The 21,045-nt window shown below is 53.4% G+C and carries 19 protein-coding genes and 1 riboswitch; of the genes, 10 read left to right on the top strand and 9 right to left on the bottom strand.

The window, feature by feature from the left end; translation table 11 throughout:
* Positions 1–7 precede the first annotated feature (7 nt).
* Positions 8–1,069 carry a hypothetical protein gene (locus QTO31_RS09260; RefSeq protein ID WP_301428870.1) on the bottom strand — a complete coding sequence of 354 codons (1,062 nt, stop codon included), beginning with the start codon at positions 1,067–1,069 and terminating at the stop codon, positions 8–10.
* A complete protein-coding gene (gene mtnA / locus QTO31_RS09255; protein ID WP_301428869.1) occupies positions 1,066–2,109 on the bottom strand; it encodes an S-methyl-5-thioribose-1-phosphate isomerase in 1,044 nt (347 codons plus the stop codon). Before mtnA ends, QTO31_RS09260 begins: the two co-directional genes overlap by 4 nt.
* A gap of 59 nt (positions 2,110–2,168) precedes the next feature.
* A riboswitch (SAM riboswitch) is annotated at positions 2,169–2,265 on the bottom strand.
* 42 nt (positions 2,266–2,307) lie between these two features.
* Here mtnA and QTO31_RS09250 point away from each other — a divergent pair.
* Positions 2,308–2,451, top strand: coding sequence for a hypothetical protein (locus QTO31_RS09250; protein ID WP_301428868.1), 144 nt, complete (start codon positions 2,308–2,310; stop codon positions 2,449–2,451).
* Here QTO31_RS09250 and secF read toward each other — a convergent pair.
* The 4 genes from secF to QTO31_RS09230 all read right to left on the bottom strand — a co-directional run bounded on the left by secF (position 2,411) and on the right by QTO31_RS09230 (position 6,910).
* A complete protein-coding gene (gene secF / locus QTO31_RS09245) occupies positions 2,411–3,412 on the bottom strand; it encodes a protein translocase subunit SecF (RefSeq protein WP_301428867.1) in 1,002 nt (333 codons plus the stop codon). The genes QTO31_RS09250 and secF overlap by 41 nt on opposite strands.
* Positions 3,413–3,462: 50 nt before the next feature.
* Positions 3,463–4,851, bottom strand: coding sequence for a protein translocase subunit SecD (gene secD / locus QTO31_RS09240; protein ID WP_301428866.1), 1,389 nt, complete (start codon positions 4,849–4,851; stop codon positions 3,463–3,465).
* 491 nt (positions 4,852–5,342) lie between these two features.
* On the bottom strand, positions 5,343–6,041 hold the full coding sequence (locus tag QTO31_RS09235; RefSeq protein WP_031458730.1) for a DsbA family protein: 699 nt from the start codon (positions 6,039–6,041) through the stop codon (positions 5,343–5,345).
* A gap of 68 nt (positions 6,042–6,109) precedes the next feature.
* Entirely contained in the window at positions 6,110–6,910 is an 801-nt protein-coding gene (locus tag QTO31_RS09230) for a YceI family protein (protein WP_301428865.1), read from the bottom strand.
* Between the two features lie 177 nt (positions 6,911–7,087).
* Between QTO31_RS09230 and QTO31_RS09225 the strand changes: the two genes are divergently transcribed.
* The 4 genes from QTO31_RS09225 to QTO31_RS09210 all read left to right on the top strand — a co-directional run bounded on the left by QTO31_RS09225 (position 7,088) and on the right by QTO31_RS09210 (position 11,197).
* Complete coding sequence (locus QTO31_RS09225; RefSeq protein ID WP_301428864.1) at positions 7,088–7,543, top strand: DoxX family membrane protein; 456 nt, start codon at positions 7,088–7,090, stop codon at positions 7,541–7,543.
* 600 nt (positions 7,544–8,143) lie between these two features.
* Positions 8,144–9,007, top strand: coding sequence for an ATP-binding cassette domain-containing protein (locus QTO31_RS09220; RefSeq protein ID WP_301428863.1), 864 nt, complete (start codon positions 8,144–8,146; stop codon positions 9,005–9,007).
* A 64-nt stretch (positions 9,008–9,071) separates the two neighbouring features.
* Positions 9,072–10,130, top strand: coding sequence for an ABC transporter permease (locus tag QTO31_RS09215; protein WP_301428862.1), 1,059 nt, complete (start codon positions 9,072–9,074; stop codon positions 10,128–10,130).
* Positions 10,127–11,197, top strand: coding sequence for an ABC transporter permease (locus QTO31_RS09210; protein ID WP_301428861.1), 1,071 nt, complete (start codon positions 10,127–10,129; stop codon positions 11,195–11,197). Before QTO31_RS09215 ends, QTO31_RS09210 begins: the two co-directional genes overlap by 4 nt.
* A gap of 99 nt (positions 11,198–11,296) precedes the next feature.
* Here the strand turns inward: QTO31_RS09210 and QTO31_RS09205 are convergent, their stop codons facing one another.
* From QTO31_RS09205 to QTO31_RS09195, 3 genes are read right to left on the bottom strand one after another with little or no spacing between them, the layout of a single operon-like run.
* Positions 11,297–11,920: a class I SAM-dependent methyltransferase gene (locus QTO31_RS09205; RefSeq protein ID WP_301428860.1), complete on the bottom strand. Its 624-nt coding sequence runs from the start codon at positions 11,918–11,920 to the stop codon at positions 11,297–11,299.
* Positions 11,921–11,943: 23 nt separating this feature from the next.
* Positions 11,944–13,407 (bottom strand): 1,4-alpha-glucan branching protein domain-containing protein, encoded by a 1,464-nt coding sequence (locus tag QTO31_RS09200; protein WP_031461442.1) that lies wholly within the window; start codon positions 13,405–13,407, stop codon positions 11,944–11,946.
* Between the two features lie 53 nt (positions 13,408–13,460).
* Positions 13,461–15,191 carry a serine/threonine-protein kinase gene (locus QTO31_RS09195; protein ID WP_301428859.1) on the bottom strand — a complete coding sequence of 577 codons (1,731 nt, stop codon included), beginning with the start codon at positions 15,189–15,191 and terminating at the stop codon, positions 13,461–13,463.
* Positions 15,192–15,333: 142 nt separating this feature from the next.
* Between QTO31_RS09195 and QTO31_RS09190 the strand changes: the two genes are divergently transcribed.
* From QTO31_RS09190 to QTO31_RS09170, 5 genes are read left to right on the top strand one after another with little or no spacing between them, the layout of a single operon-like run.
* A complete protein-coding gene (locus QTO31_RS09190; protein ID WP_301428858.1) occupies positions 15,334–15,999 on the top strand; it encodes a winged helix-turn-helix domain-containing protein in 666 nt (221 codons plus the stop codon).
* A 23-nt stretch (positions 16,000–16,022) separates the two neighbouring features.
* Entirely contained in the window at positions 16,023–17,330 is a 1,308-nt protein-coding gene (gene aroA / locus QTO31_RS09185) for a 3-phosphoshikimate 1-carboxyvinyltransferase (protein ID WP_301428857.1), read from the top strand.
* Positions 17,327–17,899 (top strand): hypothetical protein, encoded by a 573-nt coding sequence (locus tag QTO31_RS09180; RefSeq protein WP_301428856.1) that lies wholly within the window; start codon positions 17,327–17,329, stop codon positions 17,897–17,899. Before aroA ends, QTO31_RS09180 begins: the two co-directional genes overlap by 4 nt.
* 14 nt (positions 17,900–17,913) lie before the next feature.
* The gene (gene galE, locus QTO31_RS09175) at positions 17,914–18,897 is read left to right on the top strand and encodes a UDP-glucose 4-epimerase GalE (protein WP_031460419.1); all 984 of its coding nucleotides are present in this window, start codon (positions 17,914–17,916) and stop codon (positions 18,895–18,897) included.
* The gene (locus tag QTO31_RS09170; RefSeq protein WP_301428855.1) at positions 18,887–20,842 is read left to right on the top strand and encodes a protein kinase domain-containing protein; all 1,956 of its coding nucleotides are present in this window, start codon (positions 18,887–18,889) and stop codon (positions 20,840–20,842) included. The genes galE and QTO31_RS09170 overlap by 11 nt, the downstream gene beginning before the upstream one ends.
* The last annotated feature ends 203 nt before the right edge of the window (positions 20,843–21,045 follow it).

Genomic DNA, 21,045 nt, shown 5'->3' with positions numbered 1-21,045 from the left:
GCCCTATCTAAGTAGTCCTCGAATCCAGATTCTGTTGAAGTAACTGTACTGTTTCGAGACAAAGGTCTAATGCTCGCTCGGCATAATCAGGACTCATATAGCTTAAACTGCCAGTAAATGAGAGGAATGATTGCTGTTGGACCAAGGTCATCGGCAGGCCAGTAGCTGCTGCAACCCGTTGCATTGCCTGCACAACCTGATCGCACAGCCCGGCAGCCTGGACACTGTTCAGCACTCTGGGTTCAGTTGGGACGATTCCCCAAGCCAGACAGCCACCATCGGTCAAAAACTCGGCCAGCTCTGTTGCAGTGTGCAGGAGGAGATCGATTTGTTCGATCACATGAAAGCCTATCACATCCACCGGCAGGTGCAAAAGTTCTGACCAGTGTACACGACCTCTCAGAAACAGACCACAATGAACAGGGAGATCGGCGAGAAACCGACTGAGCAGATCAAGTCCCTCTTCCCAGGTCAGTGGACACAGTGGAGTCAAGAGTGCATCAAGGAAGGGTTCCTCAATCATTGCCAGCCGATGAGAGGCGTAGCCCTGCAACTGCTGGTGATGCCACCATACTCGTAAACTACAAAGTTGGAGTAACACCTCTCGCCATGCCGGTTCATAGGCCAGCGGGCGTTCTTGGTCATCGGTCAGCGCCAGACTCAGACTAACCGGACCAATCGTTTCGTACTTCAACACAAGCGGTTGCCGTTCTTCGGCATTTAAGCGGCGTAACAGCTCGTCCAACACCGTCACAGCCGGGCCGCTCAGCGCTGCAAATTGGGCCTCACTGCGCAGGTAGGCCAGACTAACCCGGTTGGCCTCACGCTCCAGAGTTTCCTGTTCGACCGTCAGCCGGTCACGTTCGACATCGATCTGAAGGCCTGGCAACCCTTGTGCTGCCAGCGCAAATGGCGTATCGGCCAATGTTCGCGGCGGTGGTAACGGACAGGCTGGCGTCTGTGGCAGGTACCGGCAAATGAACTGGGCTACCACGCCCGGATTCGTGTGGGGAAGACCACCGCGTAAGAGTGGCTGACAAGCCGGCACAAGCGAACCCAACCCACTCATTGCTTACTCTCAAGCTGACGCAGTGCAGCCACGAATGGTGGACGCACAACGCCCCGTTCAGTAATGATAGCCGTAATCAATTCGTGGGGCGTGACATCGAACGCCGGATGCGCGGCAGGGACACCATCGGGAGCAATCGCAACTCCGGCAATACGGGTTACTTCGTTGGGGTCACGCTCTTCGATAGGAATGTCGGCACCGCTGGCAGTGTTGAGATCAATGGTAGAGTAAGGGGCAGCAACGTAAAACGGAATATTATGATAACGGGCAAGAATCGCTAATCCATACGTGCCAATTTTATTTGCCACATCACCGTTAGCTGCAATCCGGTCGGCGCCAACAATCACACAGTCTATTTGACCACGCTGCATCATAAAGGCGGCCATATTGTCAGTAATCAACGTTTGGGGGATACCGGCTTGGAGCAATTCCCAGGCTGTCAGCCGTGCTCCTTGCAAGAAGGGCCGCGTCTCATCGACAAAGACGTGAATAGGGCGACCCTGCGCAAATGCCGTGCGGATTGGGGCGAGGGCTGTGCCATAACCAGCGGTAGCCAGGCCACCGGCGTTGCAATGAGTGAGAACATGTCCGCGTAGTGGAATCAGTGGTGCGCCATGATCGCCGATGGCATGGCACATTGCCAGATCCTCGGCAAAGATCGCTTCGGCCTCCGCCAGAAGCGCTGTCTTCATCATGGTGACATCTTCGTTCAACAGCGCATGAGCCTGGCGCACCATCCGGCTGGTTGCCCAGGCTAGATTAACAGCGGTTGGTCGCTGGGCATCAAGGGTGCGTTTAGCCTGTTCTAATTCGGTCAGCAACGCAGCAGGCGTATTCGCATTGCTACGCTGGGCAACCAAAGCCATCCCATAGGCAGCAGTGCAGCCGATTGCCGGTGCACCGCGTACCTGCATGCTCCGAATGGCAAAGACCACTGCATCCAGGTCGGTGCAGCGCACGACTTCAACAATGTGCGGTAATTTACGCTGATCGATCAGACAAACGGCGTTGTCTTCCCACCAGACAGTGCGGAGTTCCATAGGCGTCGTAATTAAGATGGAGCCACTCGCACGGCGAGAGGCTCCGATAAACTTCGTTCCTCTCATCTTTCGGCAATTGCCGCTGGATTTGGCACCTTCCCCGCAGGGGGTTGCCGGGCGTCATCGGGCCAGTCCCTCAGCCCATCTCGATGAGCATCTGAAGTTCGCCGACGCACTATGGCGCCGCATACGAACGTTGTGAGCGATTATATCACGAGTACCGGTTTACAGCAAATTGTGATGTTGATACGGCAGGCAGTGTTAACGGTTTCAGTGACCTGGTTTGACCTGATTGATCAGGTTACATTGCTGGAGCCGTCTCATCGCGCCGACCGCGCTTAAACCAATGACGCCATTCTCGATGTTCCCACACGACCAAAAGCTGAGCCGCATTGAAGATTGATGAGTAGGTCCCGCTGATGAGGCCGATGAGCAGCATCAAGACAAAGTTCCGGATAGTATCACCACCAAACAACAAGAGGGCAGTAAGTGTAAAGAAGGTGGTAAGCTGAGTGTTGATCGACCGTGGGAGAGTCTGCACCAGACTATGGTTGACAATATCATCGAAGGTTTCAGCCGGATGCCGATTCAGCAGGTTCTCACGAATGCGGTCGAACACAACAATGGTATCGTGTACCGAAAAGCTAAGGGTTGTTAGCAAAGCGGTCAGGAAGAGCGCATCGACCTCTAAGCCGATGGTTGCGCCTAAAACGGCAGCAATCCCAAGTACTACCAATACGTCGTGCAGCATCGCGATAATGGCACATACGCCGTAGCGGACAGGGTGCGGTGCCTTGCGGAAGGCCCAAGTCAGGTAGAGCAAGATAATTAGTGACGCGCCGAGCACGGCAATAATCGCACTGCGGGTTGATTCGGCACTGACGGTTGGTCCAACACTTTCCAGTCGTTCCCGACTAACGTTGCCAAATTCGGTAGAGAGTGCCTTCATCACGGCATCAATTTCGGTGTTGGGATCCGACTCGCTAAGTGGACGGGTGCGTACTAATGCGGCTGCTACTGCTTTCCCGTCAATTTGGGTTGGGCTGAGCTGAACCAGTGCATTCTCGAAGCCCGCTGCGGCAAACGCTGCTGCGATCCGATCAGTGCTCAAACGCTCAGGCGCGGTCTCAGGAAAACGCAATTCCCACAATGCACCACCGGCAAAGTCAATGCTTGGACGCAGGCCGATAGTAAATCGCCCGGTAGTGACTAAAGGATGCAAGAAGAGCATATATAAGCCCGGCAAGATCACCAGGATTGAAAACGTAAACCACCAATAGCGACGGCGGACAAGATGTTCCATACAGGTGTTACTCCCATTCACGATCACAGGTGAACGATGTCGTTGAATACCTACGAGACAGCCTGCGCAGTTGGTGTTGCTGAACGGCGATCCACGCCAAACCACCAGGCACGTTCATCGCTAAACAACGGCAGGAGCAGACGTAGAAATGTTCGTGAGACAACAACAGCAGTGAACAGACTGATCACAATGCCGAGACCAAGTGTAAGCGCAAAGCCTTTGATCAAACTGACACCGAAGCTGTTGCCGAACATAAACAGCACAATACTCGTGATCAAGGTTGAAACGCTTGAGTCGCGGATGGCTGGCCAGGATTCAACGAAACCTAATTCGAGCGCACTGCGAATATCACGTCCGCGGCGGTACTCTTCGCGGAGGCGGGCAAAGATCAATACGTTGGCATCAACGGCGAGTCCAATCGAGAGAATAAATCCGGCAATACCGGGCAGGGTCAGTGTGATCGGAATCAGACGGTAAATCGCGAAACTGATGATCGTGTAGATGAGCAGTGCAACCGTTGCAACGACGCCGGGTCCCCGATAGAATAAAATCATAAAGGCTGCGACCACCGCCAGACCAACAACTCCGGCTGTAATACTGGCTGCTACACTCTCTCGCCCCAGGGTCGCCGTCACCGTTCGGCTCGTCTCGATCACGAGTGGAACCGGCAGAGCACCGTACTTCAACTGATTGAAGATACGATTACGATCAGCTTCCGTACTTACTTCAATAATTCCAGAACCATCGGTTAACGCGGCGTTAATCACCGGACAACTGACAACCACATTATCAAGCACAATACACATTGGCCGCCCAACATTTGCGGCAGTAAATGAAGCTAACCGTCTTGCTGATTCGCCACGGAAGGCAAACGAGACAGCCGGTCGGCTACCAAGTGCACCACCCTGCGAAAAGGTGGGTTGTACGGCGCTGGTATCGAGATCGGCGCCATCGGTAATGCTCTGATAAATTGGGCCGAGGCTCGTTACATCGGTAACGGTATCGCTCTCGGCTAACTGGGGAGGATTCGGACTACTCGAGGTGCGCACGATAGTGCCGTCGGCCAGATATTGACCTTGCGGGTCGATAAATTCCAAGCGACCGGTACCACGTAATGTTTCAATTGCCTGTTCGGGATTGGCAACCCCCGGCAACTCGACAATGATCCGGTTGTTTCCAGCCTGCTGCACAACCGTTTCGCCGACACCGAGTGCGTTGACCCGCTGTTCGATCACACGAGCAGCAGTGGCAATCTCGTCTGCGGTTGCATCAGGATCGGCTGAGCGTAGCAACACCTGTATACCACCTTGGAGATCGAGGCCAAGACGGATGCTGACATCGCGGCCAAAGAAGATATTGTTCGGGGCAAAGTTCACGGCCAATGCCAGTCCGGTAGCACTAATAATGAGCAGAAGCGATAAAAGATTACGATTTTGCACGGTCGAGTGCTCCTCAACGTAATATCGAAAAAGCCGACCTATTATAGGTTGGTCGCAGCAGCGCGTCAAGACTTGACACCACGAGCTGCATACCACCGACGAAGATTATGCACTCTCGCACGATAACACCCGACTTAGTCACTGGATGCGCGGGTCTATGGCCCACGTTGTGGAGCGCGTGACAGGAAAGCATCGGCTGACGTGTAAGCGCACCATTGTACCTCTAGCCCCCGTTTGCGGAGGGGTAAACCCTATCCCGCCTTGCGCTAACGAGCATGATTGGCGCGCCAACAGGATTGGCAGCGCGTCGTCGGAACGGGAAGTTGAGCTTCTCTACACCTTACGGAGAGGTTGGGGACTCACCGCTTCTAACTCGTAGCGCACCGCTCTGCCCATAGGTCGTATCTTGTTGCATGCGCCCTGACGATTGCTGAATGCACCCTATGATGCCCATCGGCGTCTAACCTAGTTTGCGTTGGTGACAGGAATGTTTAGCGCCCCGCTGCCCGCAAAGCCGCATCAATGGCAGTGAACAACCGACTCGAATCAACAATCTGACCGTTCACGCTAAACGATGGTGTTGCCTGCACACCGAGGGTAGCCGCATCTTTGGCTGCGGTCAAGATTGCCTCACGGTGCGTTCCGGCCTGCATACATGCCTCAAATGTTGTCCGGTTAATGCCGATGATGCCGGCATAGCCGCTGAATGTATTAAGGGGTGAACTCAGTTGCGCCCAGAGGCTCTGATTGTTGAAAAGCTGATCGTGCATCTCCCAGAACTTGCCTTGATCACCGGCACATCGTGCTGCTTCCGCCGCTGCAACGGCGTTGGGATGGATGTTGGTGAGTGGCAATTCATGGAAGATAAACTGTACCCGACCGGTGTTAATATAATCACGTTCAAGAATTGGCGCCAGATTGCGCGAGAAATATGCACATCCTGGACACTGAAAATCCTCAAAGGCAATCACTTTTACCGCAGCGTCGGGATTGCCTTTGTAATAGAAGCCCTCTGCTGTGCGTCCGACTGGCGCCATTGGCGCTTTGACCTCATTAGAGTTGCGATTGAGAAAGATGACAAGGCCGACGACGGCAACCATCGCAACAACACCGACGGCAATGTATAGATAGAGCAAGTTGTTCTGTTTGGCAGCTTTTACGCGGCGACCGCGGGTACTCTGCACACTCATAGTTGACTCCTGAGGTAATGTCGGATAAGACTCGCGTCATTATAGCGATTGCCGCATTGTCCGTCAATCTACCCGACAAGGGTTGCCACGAATTCCAGTTCCAAGCGTACCTCGTCGGCAACCGTATCTACAGAGGGCGAATCGGGAATTGTCAGGTTGAAATCGCGGTAGAGCACCGTAGTTTTCGCCAGCCCGCTGATCTCTGTCTGACTGATCGGGGTCACGGTTACGGTAAAGGTTACCGGTCGAGTTACGTCGGTGATCGTCAAGTCACCTTCAATTGTAAATTCAAACGGTACGCCGATAGTCACCGATTCGGGCAAGCCGCTGATCAGCCGTGGTGTAAAGGTAATCAGTTCAAACTGATTGGTGCGCAAGATAGCATTCTTAATGGCGCGATTACGAAATTCGTTGTCGGTCGTCAGAGTACGGGCGTTGATTTGTATAACCCCAACCTGAGCAGCTTGCGGGTTATCAGGGTCGAGTGCAATCTGACCGGCGACCTGACTCGTAACCCCAACAACGGTCACCGGTCTACCGCGCAAAACCTCATCGATCAGGAAACGTGCTTCAGAGCGGCTCTGATCAATGGCAAAGAGTTGTAACACTGTCCCGGTTGACGTAGGTTGTCCAATTACTCCAGCGGTCTCTGCTGCAGGAGCAGGAGCGGTTGGCACAGAGGTTGTGGTTGTCGCGTTTGGCTCACCGGCAGGTATCGCAGTTGGATTCACCGTCGGTAGCACGAGTGGTACTGCCTCTAATGGCCCACTTGCCGCCTCCGGTGGACGGAAAACATAGAATAGGAGTCCGCCGATGATCAGTACTATCAGGATACCGAAAGCGAGTACAATCTGTCGCATTGTCATCATTGTCCTCTTTGCACGTAAGGCATACGAGACCCTTCCATTTATTATCATACCGGATGACCAGCGGAATTTGCGGCTTTCTCATCAAATTTTTAGTTTTCTTGTTGTGACATATAAACACTTTTTTTGCTAAAAAAGTGTTATACTGTGTCTGCAATCAAGCCTGCACGGAGGTTAGTCATGAAACGAACAATTCCATGGCAAAGAGCGAGGCGCATCGCACTCCTGGTGTTGCGGTACATCTTTGGAGCGACGTTTGCTTATGGCGCCTATCACAAAATTACCCGGCGCTGGATGACCTCATCTGTGTTGCGTGAGCATTTCGAGCAGCGTTTGTCTGAGATCGATCCAAACAGTTTTAGCGCCGCCTATCTACGTTCCTTCGCAATCCCGTTCTATCGTCCAATCGCCTGGATATTGACGATTGGGCAGGTGATCGTAGCTTTTAGTATGCTGACCGGTATTGGCGTGCGCCAAAGCGCAGCGCTGGCACTCTTTTTGCTGGTAAATATTAGTGCTGGTTCCTACTTTAATGCCAGTATGCCGCCGTATTTGATCACCGCAGTGTTATTGATACTCGATAAGGGCGAGAAGGATCGTAAGCGTGAGCAGGTTGTTCATCAGGTCTCGCAGTAGTGCGGGAAGCGGTGGATAACGGTCTGGGATTAGAGTGTCTCATACTAATCCCTGTCTGTGACAACTGGGTGTCATTCCTCCCAAATGCAAGCGTCAGCGAGCGGAACGCAATGAACGGACCTGAGCAGTACTGCCCGAGGTGCGCACGATGAGACCCGGTGCTGCTTGCCAGCGCTAGCAGGAGCACCGGTCCGAATCCTTCGGCTTCATATCACGACGGATACACCCCAGCGATGAATGGAACCGAATGGAACACAATGGCCGACCCGCCGGATGCCGACGGGATCATCCGGTGGGGCACGCCGCCGCCGCGCCCCAACACCTGTTCCCATTCCCCGGTGGGACGATGCGCGAACCGGCCTGACGCTAGCAGAGAGTACAGATGTCTTGTTGTGAGAATCGGGTGATTGATCCAACACCGCATGCAGTCCAATCGTCCTACCCGTATCGCCTTCGCTCCGGTATCGTCAGGGTCATGGATTAGGTGCTAACCGACTATCGTGTCTGCAAAAATTTAACTTCGATCATAATAGTAGTTATGCTACGATAATATAAACCGCTGGCGCGGTCGCGGCGGTTCTTGTCTTATGTGAAAAGATTATGGCTGAACCTGCTATTGTCGCCGAGTCGTTGACATATCGCTATGGCAACTTGCTCGCTGTTGATCACATCAGCTTTACAGTAGAACGCGGTGAAATCCTCGGTTTTCTAGGGCCAAATGGCGCCGGTAAGTCGACTACCGTGAAGATATTGACGGGTCAACTGCGACCGCTGAGCGGACGAGCTATCTTATTAGGCATTGATGTAGCCCGCTATCCCAAACAGGTGCATGCGCGCATCGGCGTCTGTTTTGAGCAACCGAACCTCTACGAAGAACTGAGTGGGGTTGATAATCTACGCCTCTTTGCCCGTTTGTTCAATATCCATGACATTGATATTGCCGGTCTGCTCCACCGGGTTGGTCTTGATGGCAGAGGAGATGATCTGGTTGGACACTATTCAAAGGGGATGAAACAGCGGTTAATGATTGCCCGTGCATTGGTGAATCGTCCTGATATTCTCTTTCTAGATGAACCAACCGAAGGACTGGATCCAACCTCTGCCGAAGCGATTAGACGGGTGATTTGTGAAGAGCAGGAACGTGGGGCAACAGTGTTCCTGACCACGCATGATATGTATGAGGCCGATCGGCTGTGCAATCGTGTGGCATTTATCAATAGCGGTCGAATCGTTGCTCTTGATACGCCTCACAATCTCAAGCAGCAGCATGGGAAACGTATGGTACGTGCTGAAGTGGTAGGTCCCGATGGTTCACTGCTGACCCGCGAGATTATCCTCGACCAACCTGAAACTGCGCACCAGATCGCCGATCTGTTTCAGCACGAACGGGTGGTCACATTACACAGTGAAGAAGCAACCCTTGAAGACATCTTTATTCAGCTTACCGGTCGTGCGTTAGTTTAACAAATGGTCGAAGGTGACTTGAGGGTGTGCTCCACAACTGTTGCTGAGAGGCAGAAGGTACTGTATGCACATAACTGCAATCTGGGCGTTAATGGTGAAGGATGCACGCCTTTACGCTGCCAACCGATTATTCGCACTGGTAACGGTGCTGGGTCTGGTTGCGTATATCGTTATCTATTTTCTCTTACCAGCGACGGTCGATGAGACGTTACGCCTGGGTCTTGTCATTCCCGACTCATTGTCAGCATTGTCTGAAATGCCAGACAATGACGCAGTCCAAGTCACTCGATTCACGGATGTCGAAGCGTTACGAAAGGCGGTAGCATCTGGTGAAGTAGAAGTCGGCTTTGCGTTTCCGGCTGATCTTTACGATCAACTCCGGCAGGGTACGCAACCAATCGTTGAACTCTTGCTTGCGCCAGAAGTACCGCCGGATTTTGTAAGTGTCTATGCGGCGGCAGCGCGTGAATTGAGTTTCACTCTGATCGGGCAAGAGTTACCGGTTGTGATCAAGGAAGAAATACTCGGCGTCGATATGGTTGGTGCGTCGATTGCTCCTCGTCAACGCATCTTACCTCTTTTTGCTGTACTGGTGTTGATGGTTGAGTGCCTTGGCCTGGCCAGCTTAATCGTCGCCGAAATCGAGCAGAGAACGATCCGGGCTCTTTTAGTGACACCCTTAACTGTACGCGATGTCTTTGTCGCGAAGACATTATTCGGTTCGCTGTTCGCCTTTGGGCAGGCGATACTATTGCTGGCAATCACCGGTGGATTGGTGAAAGCACCGCTGCTTAACCTTACAGCTCTGAGTATTGGATCAGTTCTGATGACCGGGATTGCCTTTCTCATTGCGACGCTTGGGCGTGATCTGATGTCGGTTATGGGATGGGGCATGCTGGCGTTGTTGATAATGGCCTTGCCAACCTTTACCGTGCTGATACCCGGCTTAGCGGCGGATTGGGTTCGGATCATTCCTACCTACTATCTGGTTGATACCCTTCATCGTTCACTCAACTTCAGTGCTGATTGGAACGATGTTAGCGGTAATCTGCTCCTGTTGACCGCTTTTGCGTTGCTTAGCCTGGCGCTCGGTATGGCAACGTTACAACGGAGGTTCGTGTGAGTCTAGGGCGAATCTGTATCTTGTTGCACCGTGAGGCGGTACAGGGGCCAAAGAATGTTATCTTCATCTTCACAATCGTCGTGCCGCTTGGCTTGAGTCTCGCTCTGGGTTTGATCTTCGGCACGTTTTTTAGCGGAAAACCGCGATTGGGGATCGTCGATCTCGGTATGTCGCGGGTTGTGCAGTTGGCTGACGCAATGCCGGGATTAATCGTTCGACGCTATACTGGTGAAGCTGATCTCCGTACTGCTGTTGCCAATGGTGCAGTAGATGTTGGTATTGTGTTACCTGCGGATTTTGATCAGCAGGTGATGCGTAATCAACGTGGCAGCATAACCGTCTACGTGTGGGGGGAGAGCTTGTTGCGAGATCGGATGTTGATTGGTATGGTCTTGATCGATTGGCTGCGTGAGGTGGCCGGTCACGAATCACCAGTGGTAGTAAAGACAACAGTACTAGGTGCAAACAGTGAATGGTCATGGCAGCAACGATTGCTCCCGCTTCTCGTGTTGATGACGGTCGTTTTTGGCGCCCTGATGCTACCGGCATCTTCACTGGTTGCCGAGAAACAGCATCGCACGCTGGCAGCCTTACTCGTTACTCCGGTTACACGAGGAGAGCTTTACGTTGCCAAAGGAATATTGGGAGTTGTCTTGAGTACAGTGATGGCTGTACTGGTGTTGATCCTCAACAGTGCCTGGAGCAATCAGATATGGTTAGTGCTGCTGGTGTTGTTGCTAGGGGCAATATTGTCAGCCGAGTTTGGTATTTTGCTTGGCGTGTTGGTCAACGACATCAATTCTCTCTTTGCAATGGTGAAAGCGTTGGGATTAATTTTGTACGCTCCAGCGCTGATTTCATTGTTCCCGATCATCCCACAATGGATCGCAGCGTTCTTTCCAACATTTTATATTGTTGATCCGGTGATTGCGATTGTGCAGCGGGGATCAACGCCGCAGGATATTGCTCCGCAGCTTGCGGTCGTGTGTGCAATGATTGTTGCACTAGCAGTCGGGTTAGGAAGCCCCTTCCTCACCCATTTTGGAAGCGCACGCGATCAGCGGTGAATGGAAGACCAGCAGGCGCATGGTACCACCTCCCGACCCTGAAGGAATGATTGGCTTGCTGAAGTCAAGTCTCAGTGTTGTACATAACTCAACATTTTTTCAGACACACTCTGAGTGCCAATCACGTATTTTCTCTGCTGCGGTGTTCCACCAACGTATCAGCGGACGGGAATGATCTGGTATCTCTTCCCAAAACAAGAGTTGGAATCCGTTTGCTTCGAGTAGTGATCTAAACACAGCGGGGGGGATCGTGGTGTAGAGGCGTCCATCAATTGCTCGTTCGCCTTCTGGCGGTGGGGTTCGGTATGACACAATGAGGCGCCCACCAGGACGCAGAATGCGGGCCAAATGAATCACCGCACGTTCCAGCTCGTTGGCAGGCAGGTGCATCAGCACCGCCACGCAAAGCACATTGTCAAAGCTAGCATCTTCTATACTGCTCAGTTCAGGAAGCGAGTCCAATCGCACATCGATACCCGGGTACGCCGTGCGTGCTTCGGCAATCATCATTGGCGACGGTTCCAGACCGATAGCCGGATAGCCATGCTGGTTGAGCCATGCAACATCACGACCACTGCCACTCCCGATGTCAACGGTTGGAGCACCAGCGTGAAAGAAGGTTTCAATCAGACGATAAACCGCCGTTGGCTGTTGACTGCGCTGAAACGCAGCATGTTGGCGGGCCAGTTGGTCGTAGCTACGGATCGTTTCGCAATCGGCCATGATTAGGATTTTTCGTGCCGAATTCAGAATTTCGGTGGCTGGTGATACTTCTCGCCAAACAGTCGATAATTCAATACCGGAAAAATAGCGTCCTGGCTCTCGATCTGTTCAAGTGCGAAAAGGTCGGTGGCACTCAACGACTCCTGGCGAGCGAGTGCTAGTATCTGATCAAAACGACCAAGGTAGCGTTGCCAGCCCAAATTGTGTATATCCTCGACCCAATCGCTCATTTCGGCCAGCAGCAATTCACGTGCTGCCTGACTAAGCACTCGTTCACGCAGCCCTTCGGCAGCCGGGTTGTGAGCTACCAATTCGGCAAAATACTGCTCGGCTTGATGCAGTAACTCCCGGTAGCGATGATGAAGCGGCGATGGCAAATCAGCGTCGCAATCACTATGCCACAGTCTGGTCTGCAGCGAAACAGTACTGGTGCCAGGCAGATGGTTCAGGATCGTCCCCGGCTGAGTTAACAAGAGACGGGTATCGGTCGCACAGCGCGTTAATACAGCCTGAAACCAGGTTGGGCCTTCAAACCAGTTGCTACTCCATAGGCGGGCATCAATTGGCACAACAATCGTGGTATCGGGTGGGAGCTGAGTGAAACGGTAGAGGAGCTGTTCGACGAAGTGATTGGCATGCTCTTGCGCACGTCGTAAAGCATCATACGGATCATACGGTTGCGGCGATCCAGATCCGTTAGCAGTGTAGCCAGTCGGATCCGCAGGATTGCGGTAGAGCGGATCACCGGGGTACCCCAGCTCAGTTGACCAGATGTGACGGGCAAGTTCGTTCTCTATCCCAATGGCGGCCAGGCGTTTTGGAATGAGCCAGCCTGGTAACTGACCTTGCCCAACACTGTCAGGATCAACAATAACATACCGCAAATCCAGGTCAAGCGCGATGTGTTCAATGCCAGCACGCCACGCATAGGCAGGAAGCCATAGCCCTTCAGGACGTTTCAGATAACGCGATATGTATAGCAAACCATGCTCAAGTTGTGCGCGCACCATGCTCTCGTGGCCCAACAGGGGTAGGATTGCATGACTGGCTGGAACACAAAGCGGGATGATGATGTCGGCGATGACCAGTTCTTGTAACCGGCCAACCAGATTACGATGATAACGATTAGTGAAACTTCGTAGGATTTGTCGATCCCAATCGAGGTAAAAACGGGCCAGATACGCCCCATGCCGGTTTCCTTCAGCTTCAAACCGCGTTAATTCGGCCTGATGGTGCGTAATTCGGCTTTCCAGCCATTGAATAAAATGTTTGTTCACGACCGGATCACGCCACTGTTCTAGTGCAACTGGTGAGCAAGCAAGGGTTATCGTTACCGGCAGGTGGTGACGTTGTAGCTCACCAATCAGATCGAGCAGTGGGATCAGCGTCTGCGCGGTAAACGTATGTAATTGTTCTTCCCCGATGGGTCGCCTGCCAGGATGGCGCAGGTACGGTACATGCACTTCGATGACAAATGCGATTGGCATCGCTTCCTCGCTTGTTTCTGAAGGACAATTCGTTATTGCGTAGGTGTGACCGTCTAAGTCGGTGTAGGCGTAGGCGAGGCGGTCGGCGTCGCTGTTTCAGTTACTGTGGGGGTGGCCGTCTCGGTCGGCGTAGGTGAGACGGTTGGCGTCGCCGTTTCGGTTGCTGTGGGAGTGGTCGTCTCAGTCGGCGTAGGTGAGGCGGTTGGCGTCGCCGTTTCCGTTGCTGTAGGGGTGACCGTCTCGGTCGGTGTGGGTGAGGCGGTTGGCGTCGCCGTTTCGGTTGCTGTGGGAGTGGCCGTCTCGGTCGGCGTAGGTGAGACGGTTGGCGTCACTGTGGCCGTCGGCGACGGTTGTGGTTTCGGTGACGGCGGTGGCGGCGGTGGTGGAGCTGTCGGCGGCACAGGCGTCGGTGATGGTGGCGGTGGCACCGACGTTGATGTTTCCGTTGGCGCCAGGGTAGGTACTGCCGTAAACGTTGCCGTCGCAGTCGGCAGTGGTGCGGCAAGGGTCGGTGATGGGCCAAGTGGAGCAGTGGCAGTTGGTGATAGGCCAGCATTAACATTGAAGCTGCGAATAAACAGGAACATCATCGCAATCACCACAACCAGGAGCAAACCACCGATAATAAAAAATGGAAGTTGCTCGGTGCGATCGGAGGGTAAAGCCGGTGATCTCACCACTGGTTCAGGGTCGTGACGCCTGGGTTGTACCGGCGGTGCAGGTGGCAGCGGCGTTCCTGGCTGATGATGAGCAGTGTTCGATACTGCCGGTTCTTTGCGTCGGCTTACCGCTTCTCCGTCTGCAGAAGCTAGCTGTGCAGGTGCAGGCTTCGCCTTGTGTGCTACTGATTGTAGCACAGGTGGCCCAAGTGGCACAGGGGCCGGTGCCGTCGGCATTGATTGGAGCGATGGTTCAACCAGTGCAGCTAGTTCAGAGGTACTGACCGGCGCAGTCCCATTTCGTTCGGCCACCTCACGTAAAGCGGCTATGAACGCCGCACCCGTCTGAAAGCGACGCTCTGGTCGTTTGGCGAGGGCACGGGTAAGTACCAGATCGAGGTCGGTCGGAAGATCGGGCACAAACGACGTGATAGGTGGCGGTGGTAGTTGCGCATGGGCAACGATCAGTTGGGGTGTAGCGCCACTAAACGGTACGCGACCGGCGATCACTTCATACGCGACCACTGCAAGCGAGTACAGGTCACTCCGCCCATCAACACGCCGGGCCTCGGCTTGTTCGGGCGAAATGTACTCTGGTGTTCCCATAAACACGCCGGTGCGCGTCAGGCGCTGTTCATCCGCCTCTGGTGTCTGCGCAATCCCAAAATCGGTCAGAACGACACGACCATTACGATCAATTAAAATATTGTGCGGTTTGACATCACGGTGAACGGCGCCAGCCTGATGGGCATAATCGAGTGCCTGAGCGATTGGTTCCAGAATAGCGATGGCATAGCCAAGACCAAGCGCACCATACTGTTCGAGAATCGAGTGCAATGGTCGGCTGGCGATGTACTCCATTGCAATATAGTGGATGCCCTGATCCTCACCAATGTCGTAAATAGTGACAATATGAGGATGACGCAAATTAGCCGCAGTGCGTGCCTCGCGTTCAAATCGCTTGATAAATTCAGTGTCGAGACTCAGTTGCGCGGCCAACACTTTCAGCGCAACGATCCGCTGAAGTTGTGTATCACGTGCCCGATACACACGGGCCATACCACCGCGACCAAGCTCCTCGATCACCTCATAACGACCGATGCGCCGTCCGCTTCCACTACTCACCCGTCTCTCCAATCACATATCATTGCCATGGTGAGTCATAATATCTGCCACAAGCGAAAATGCCATGGTATAATCAGCAAGGCCAAAGTGATTGTACCATATTGCACGCACGCATTCAAAGCATGATGGAGGCTGGTGAACGATGCAATCCGCTCCCGCCCCCCAACTGATTATTAAGCGAAGTAATGGGGAATACCGCGAGATCGTGTGGGATCGCCCGATCATTACAGTTGGACGTGATAGATCGAATGACATTATTATTGATCACCCGCTCGCTTCACGACGTCATGCCCGCTTTGAACAGACCGAGGAGGGGTTTTTTGTCCGTGATCTCGATAGCACGAATGGCACATTTCTCAATCAAGAGCGCCTGATTGGTGTTCGCAGTCTGCACAATTCTGATCAAATCTTGATCGCCGATACCGTTATTACATTTAGCGACCCGGCAGCAACGATGAAAGGAACGCTTGATCCATCGTTGTTGCGTGCAGTGCGGGCTGAAATCCGGGTCGATGAACCGACAAAATCGGTGTACATCCGCGGTGAATTACTGTCACCACCGCTAACGATGAAGGAATTTCGGTTGTTGTCCCTGCTCTATCGGCGACAAGGCGAGGTGGTAAGTAAAGAAGAGATTGCCAATCAGGTGTGGGATTACGCCATCTTTGATTACAACGCAATTGATGCGCTGGTCTATCGCTTGCGTCAGCGGATCGAACCAGACCCATCAAAACCACGGTACCTGATTACCCAACGCGGGTTTGGCTACAAACTGGTTGTGGCACCCGATCTGGACTCGAAAGCGTAAGCTGCTGAAGTGGATAAAGAGACATGACAGGTATAACACTGACTGCGCCGAAGCGCCTCCGTGGCGTGATTTCGGTGCCAGGCGATAAATCTATTTCACACCGGGCCGTGTTGTTGAATGCAATTGCAGAAGGTCACGCACGGATTACGAATTTCTTGCCCGGTGCTGATTGTCTTTCAACGGTAGCGTGTGTTCGTGCACTCGGGGTAACGGTAGAGCAACTTGCGGAACGCGAGTTGGTTGTTCATGGGGTAGGATTGGGAGGCTTGCAAGAGCCAACCGATGTGCTCGATTGTGGGAATTCAGGCACAACGCTCCGTTTGCTGGCCGGATTACTGGCGGGTCATCCGTTTTTTAGTGTCTTGACCGGTGATGCGTCGCTCCGTTCGCGTCCGCAGCGTCGGATTGTCGTGCCTTTACGCGCCATGGGCGCGCACCTTGATGGTCGGGCCGATGGTGATCGAGCACCATTGGCGATTCGCGGCGCAACGTTACGCGGTGGTCATTACGAGTTGCCCATTGCTTCGGCGCAGGTTAAATCGGCACTCCTGCTGGCTGCATTGAATGCCGAGGCTCCCCTCGTTTTGACCGGTCGGATCGATTCGCGCGATCATACCGAGCGTATGCTGGCAGCGATGGGGCTTGATATTTCTGTTTCGTCGTCACAGATCATACTGCAACCGCCATCGGCTGCGACAATGCCCGCTGCTCTCTCGCTGCGCGTTCCCGGTGATCCGTCATCGGCTGCATTCTGGTGGGTGGCAGCAGCAATCCATCCTGACGCTGAATTGGTGACACCTGGTGTCTGCCTTAATCCTACGCGAACCGGTGCGCTTGAAGTGTTGCGTGTTATGGGTGCTGATCTTGAGGTTATCAATGAACGGCTGGAAGGGAGTGAACCGGTTGGTGATGTCGTTGTCCGTTCGTCATCGCTACGTGGAACGACGATTGCTGGTGCGCTTATTCCTCGGCTGATCGATGAGATTCCGATCCTGGCCGTAGCTGCTGCCTGTGCAACCGGTGAAACGGTGATCAAAGACGCGCAAGAACTGCGGGCCAAAGAGACTGATCGCATTGCGACGGTTGCTGCCGGCTTGAGTGCGATGGGGGCGCTAGTCGAACCAACCACCGATGGAATGGTTATCAGCGGGCGGCCCGGTCAGCTCCAGGGTACAACCCTCAATAGTTACCATGACCATCGGCTGGCAATGGCCTGGGCAATCGCCGCTATGGTGGCTCGTGGTGAAACAACAGTTCTCGAACCAACGGCTGCGGCAGTAAGTTATCCGGAATTCTGGCAAACCCTGGCAACGGTACAGGAGACGGTATGAACCAGGGATTTACGTTTACCATTGAGGTTTTTACCCCAGCGCTTCTCTGTACCGGTAGCTACACACTCCCGCTCTACCGAAGAGTGAGCGATGCGCTGAACAACCGCTTGAGCCGTTTCATTACCCTGCACGATGTCAGTATTGCCCCCCTCTGGCGACCACAGCAAGCTCAGCGTGTACCACAAGCATTGATTGCCTGGGGTGATGCGCTGCTAGTGTCGGTGTTGGCCGAACCTGAACCGCCAGCCGATTATCATCCAATTGCAACGCAGCGGACAACCCAGACGGTCATGTTTTTTACCGCCGAATTCGCCGTGCGGGCCGAGATGTACAAACGGCCCGATGTGAGCCTGGAAGAGATGTTGACGGAGTTGGCCGATGACTTTATCCCACTCCGAAACGTGACGATTTTTCCGATCAATGGTGGCGCTCCGCTTCACCGCACCTTTGTCTGTCTGGCACAACGAGCCATCCAGGCACTCTACATCGCACGAACTACCACACCTGTTGAACAGCATCCAACTGAGGTTCCAGAATCATCAGCAAGCGATTCTGCGGCCAGTATTTGAGAGAGGGGATTTTCATGAAGATTTTGGTTACTGGCGGTGCTGGTTACATTGGTAGTATTACCAGTGCCGAACTTGTACGCGCTGGCCATGAAGTGATCGTCATCGATAATTTGTATCAGGGTCATCGGGCCGCTGTTCCGGCAGAGGCAGTCTTTATTGAAGCCGATCTGGCCGACCGAAGGACACTGAGCAACATCTTTGCCGCATATCCCGGTATCGATGGGATTATGCACTTCGCCTCGTATACACTGGTTGGCGAGAGTATGGAGAAACCCTTTCTGTACTTGCGCGATAATGTTGCCAACGCAGCCAATCTGCTTGAGGCTGCAATCGCCGCCGGTGTGCGCCGGTTTATTCTCTCTTCCACAGCAAATCTGTTTGATCAACCCGAACGGATTCCGATTGCTGAGAACGAACGAATTGTGCCCGGTTCGCCATACGGTGAGTCGAAGTTCTTTATCGAGCGGATGTTGCACTGGATGGCCCGTATCTATGGGATGCGTTATGCATGCTTGCGCTATTTCAATGCCTGCGGTGATACCCCAAATCGTGGTGAAGACCACGATCCTGAAACGCATCTGATCCCTATTGTGCTTCAGGTAGCACTTGGTCAGCGGCCCTATGTCACCATATTTGGTGATGACTATCCGACCCGTGATGGGACGTGTGTGCGTGATTACATCCACGTTCTTGATCTGGCGAGTGCTCACATTCTGGCCATGGAAGCGCTCGACCGGTTGGGTGAGCGTCGCTACAATTTGGGGAACGGCCAGGGCTTTACTGTGCGTGAAGTCATTGAAACGGCACGCAAGGTGACCGGTCATCCGATCCCGGCGGTAGTTGGGCCGCGCCGACCAGGTGATCCGGCTGTGTTGGTGGCCTCTTCCGAGACGATTCGCGCCGAGTTGGGCTGGCAACCGCGATTTACCGATCTTGAGTCAATTATCGCATCGGCGTGGGAGTGGCATCGTACTCATCCAAATGGCTATGACGACTAATACTCCTTCTACCCCCAGTCTGCCAAGGGTATTTGGCCATTACGAAGTTGAGCAGCAGATTGGGCGTGGCGAGTCAAGCCGGGTTTTTCGTGCCCATCACCGGCAAATCAAAGAGCACAAGGTCGCGCTGAAGGTGCTCTTGAGCCAGGAGGCGGCACGCATCAGACGCTTTGAACAAGAAGCGCGGATTGCTGCACGCCTCCGCCATCCCCATATTTCGCGCTTGCTCGATTACGGTTTCCAAAACCCGTTTCACTATGTTGTGTTTGAATACATCCCTGGTGTTTCGTTGCGCGACCGTATCAAAGGGCGCGATCAACGTCTGCCGCCTGATAAAGTGCTGATCTATTTTCGCCAGATTGCCGATGCACTCGATTATGCACATAGTCATGACTTCATTCACCGGGATTTGTCACCCGGTAACATCCTGATCGATGAGCAGGAGCATAAGGCGTATTTGATCGATTTTGGGATAGCACGCGATCCGGATCATTCGCTGACCTCAACCAACATGGTGATGGGAACTCCTGGCTTCATTGCACCAGAGTCTCTGATCTCGGCCAGCAATGCGACCCACTTATCTGATATTTTCAGTCTGGGGGTGGTGCTCTTTTTCATGCTGACCGGCGAAGAACCGTGGTATGAGACACCAACCCCACCGGTTTCACGCGAGTCTTTTGCGCGCATCCGTACCCTGGCTGAAGCTGGTGCGAAACTTCCGAGTGAGGTTGATCGCATTATTCGCGTGTTACTGGCATTTGATCGCGAACATCGCTATACCAGTGCCGGTGCGGCTGCGTCTGATCTCGAAATTGCATTAAGACGACATCTCACCCAGACGTATGTCGTAACCGGTGACCCGGTGGTGCCGGTAACGACATCCCACACTCAGCGACAAATCGCCCTGATTGAGCAAAACGAAGTAGAGCAGGTGTTGAGTGGTTCGTTATTTCGCGAGCCACTTGAGCGAGCGTTAGAGCGTGCACGCAAGCTCGATGATGTGTCCATTCGACAGTTGCTCGACCAATGGTCGAAAACAAAGCGCTTTTATCGACCCCTGCTTGGGCGAATAGCCCAGATTCACGATACGAAACATCAGAACGTCTTCTTCTTTTCGCTGCGCTTGCTTATCGAACAACGCCGTGAGGCTGGTCTCGAAGAGGAACCCGATTCCCAGCAGAAACAAATCCCTCCTCAGCGCGAACTCGCACTTTGGCAGATTGAATTACCACCACCGAAAGAGTTTCGCGAACATCCCGGTGGCCGTGTGATCGTGCCCGGTTCCGAACAGATCGTTACCTGTCCATCTTGCAAGGGGCAAGGGGTGATTATCTGTCCAACATGCCAGGGTCAGCGGCGGGTTACTGTTCCTGAACAACCTGTTGACCAGCAGCCGAAGAGCAATTCAGCAGATTCACCAGCGGTCGTGCGACAACGGGTCGTTCCCTGTTCGGCGTGCAGTGGTCGTGGTTCGTTACCCTGTAAACGCTGCGAGAGCTTCGGGCGACTGGTGCAACGCAAGGTAATGGAGTGGTCGCGGCGGGTAGTGAAGGATAGTGTCCACAACGATTTGCCTGATGTTGATGAGGCATGGTTACATCGTACCTGCAAAGCTGAACTGGTGTACAGGAACCGAGTTCAGCGCATTCCCCCCGAATGGCTTCAAATTAGCGAAGTAAAAGAGATGATCGAACTTCAGCAGAAGCAACTGGATAAGGATGGTCAGATTGTAATGGCTGAGTTGCAGATCAATTTTATTCCGCTAACGGAAATAAAACTCGATCTTGGGAAACCAGAAGAAGAGTATCGGCTGGCAATTTACGGTTTCGAGAACCTCATTCCCCCCGATTGGCGTTTTTTACATTGGGAGCGAATTGGATTTATCAGTTTGACAGTAGTACTCGCCACATTTTTGCTGATTTGCCTGGTTGTTTTGCTGGGGTAGCACGTATTTCGGTATTTCAATTCCAAAGACCATCACGGCTAGGAGTGTGGGCCAACGGCCCGCGCCCTGCGCTAGCATCCGTGGAACCCGTGTCCGTCTCAGAAGCACCTTATTGGGGGCGGGTTCCTAACCTGCCTTATCACTTGTCCCTATTTTCTATTTCCTCTCTTGTTAAACCCTGCTATTGTTACCCCTCCCCTGCC

The sequence above is a fragment of the Chloroflexus sp. MS-CIW-1 genome (assembly GCF_030444705.1).
In the GTDB taxonomy this organism is placed as follows: domain Bacteria; phylum Chloroflexota; class Chloroflexia; order Chloroflexales; family Chloroflexaceae; genus Chloroflexus.
Note: the sequence above shows the minus strand (reverse complement) of the source record. Positions and strands in the feature narration are given on the sequence as shown.

Bases quoted from the DNA above. Each gene is read 5' to 3' on its own strand.
- QTO31_RS09260 (WP_301428870.1), bottom strand. From the start codon at position 1,069: ATGAGTGGGTTGGGTTCGCTTGTGCCGGCTTGTCAGCCACTCTTACGC.
- aroA (WP_301428857.1), top strand. From the start codon at position 16,023: ATGACAGGTATAACACTGACTGCGCCGAAGCGCCTCCGTGGCGTGATT.
- secF (WP_301428867.1), bottom strand. From the start codon at position 3,412: ATGGAACATCTTGTCCGCCGTCGCTATTGGTGGTTTACGTTTTCAATC.
- galE (WP_031460419.1), top strand. From the start codon at position 17,914: ATGAAGATTTTGGTTACTGGCGGTGCTGGTTACATTGGTAGTATTACC.
- QTO31_RS09200 (WP_031461442.1), bottom strand. From the start codon at position 13,407: ATGCCAATCGCATTTGTCATCGAAGTGCATGTACCGTACCTGCGCCAT.
- QTO31_RS09215 (WP_301428862.1), top strand. From the start codon at position 9,072: ATGCACATAACTGCAATCTGGGCGTTAATGGTGAAGGATGCACGCCTT.
- QTO31_RS09190 (WP_301428858.1), top strand. From the start codon at position 15,334: ATGCAATCCGCTCCCGCCCCCCAACTGATTATTAAGCGAAGTAATGGG.
- QTO31_RS09220 (WP_301428863.1), top strand. From the start codon at position 8,144: ATGGCTGAACCTGCTATTGTCGCCGAGTCGTTGACATATCGCTATGGC.
- QTO31_RS09230 (WP_301428865.1), bottom strand. From the start codon at position 6,910: ATGATGACAATGCGACAGATTGTACTCGCTTTCGGTATCCTGATAGTA.
- QTO31_RS09205 (WP_301428860.1), bottom strand. From the start codon at position 11,920: ATGGCCGATTGCGAAACGATCCGTAGCTACGACCAACTGGCCCGCCAA.
- mtnA (WP_301428869.1), bottom strand. From the start codon at position 2,109: ATGGAACTCCGCACTGTCTGGTGGGAAGACAACGCCGTTTGTCTGATC.
- QTO31_RS09225 (WP_301428864.1), top strand. From the start codon at position 7,088: ATGAAACGAACAATTCCATGGCAAAGAGCGAGGCGCATCGCACTCCTG.
- QTO31_RS09235 (WP_031458730.1), bottom strand. From the start codon at position 6,041: ATGAGTGTGCAGAGTACCCGCGGTCGCCGCGTAAAAGCTGCCAAACAG.
- QTO31_RS09180 (WP_301428856.1), top strand. From the start codon at position 17,327: ATGAACCAGGGATTTACGTTTACCATTGAGGTTTTTACCCCAGCGCTT.
- QTO31_RS09170 (WP_301428855.1), top strand. From the start codon at position 18,887: ATGACGACTAATACTCCTTCTACCCCCAGTCTGCCAAGGGTATTTGGC.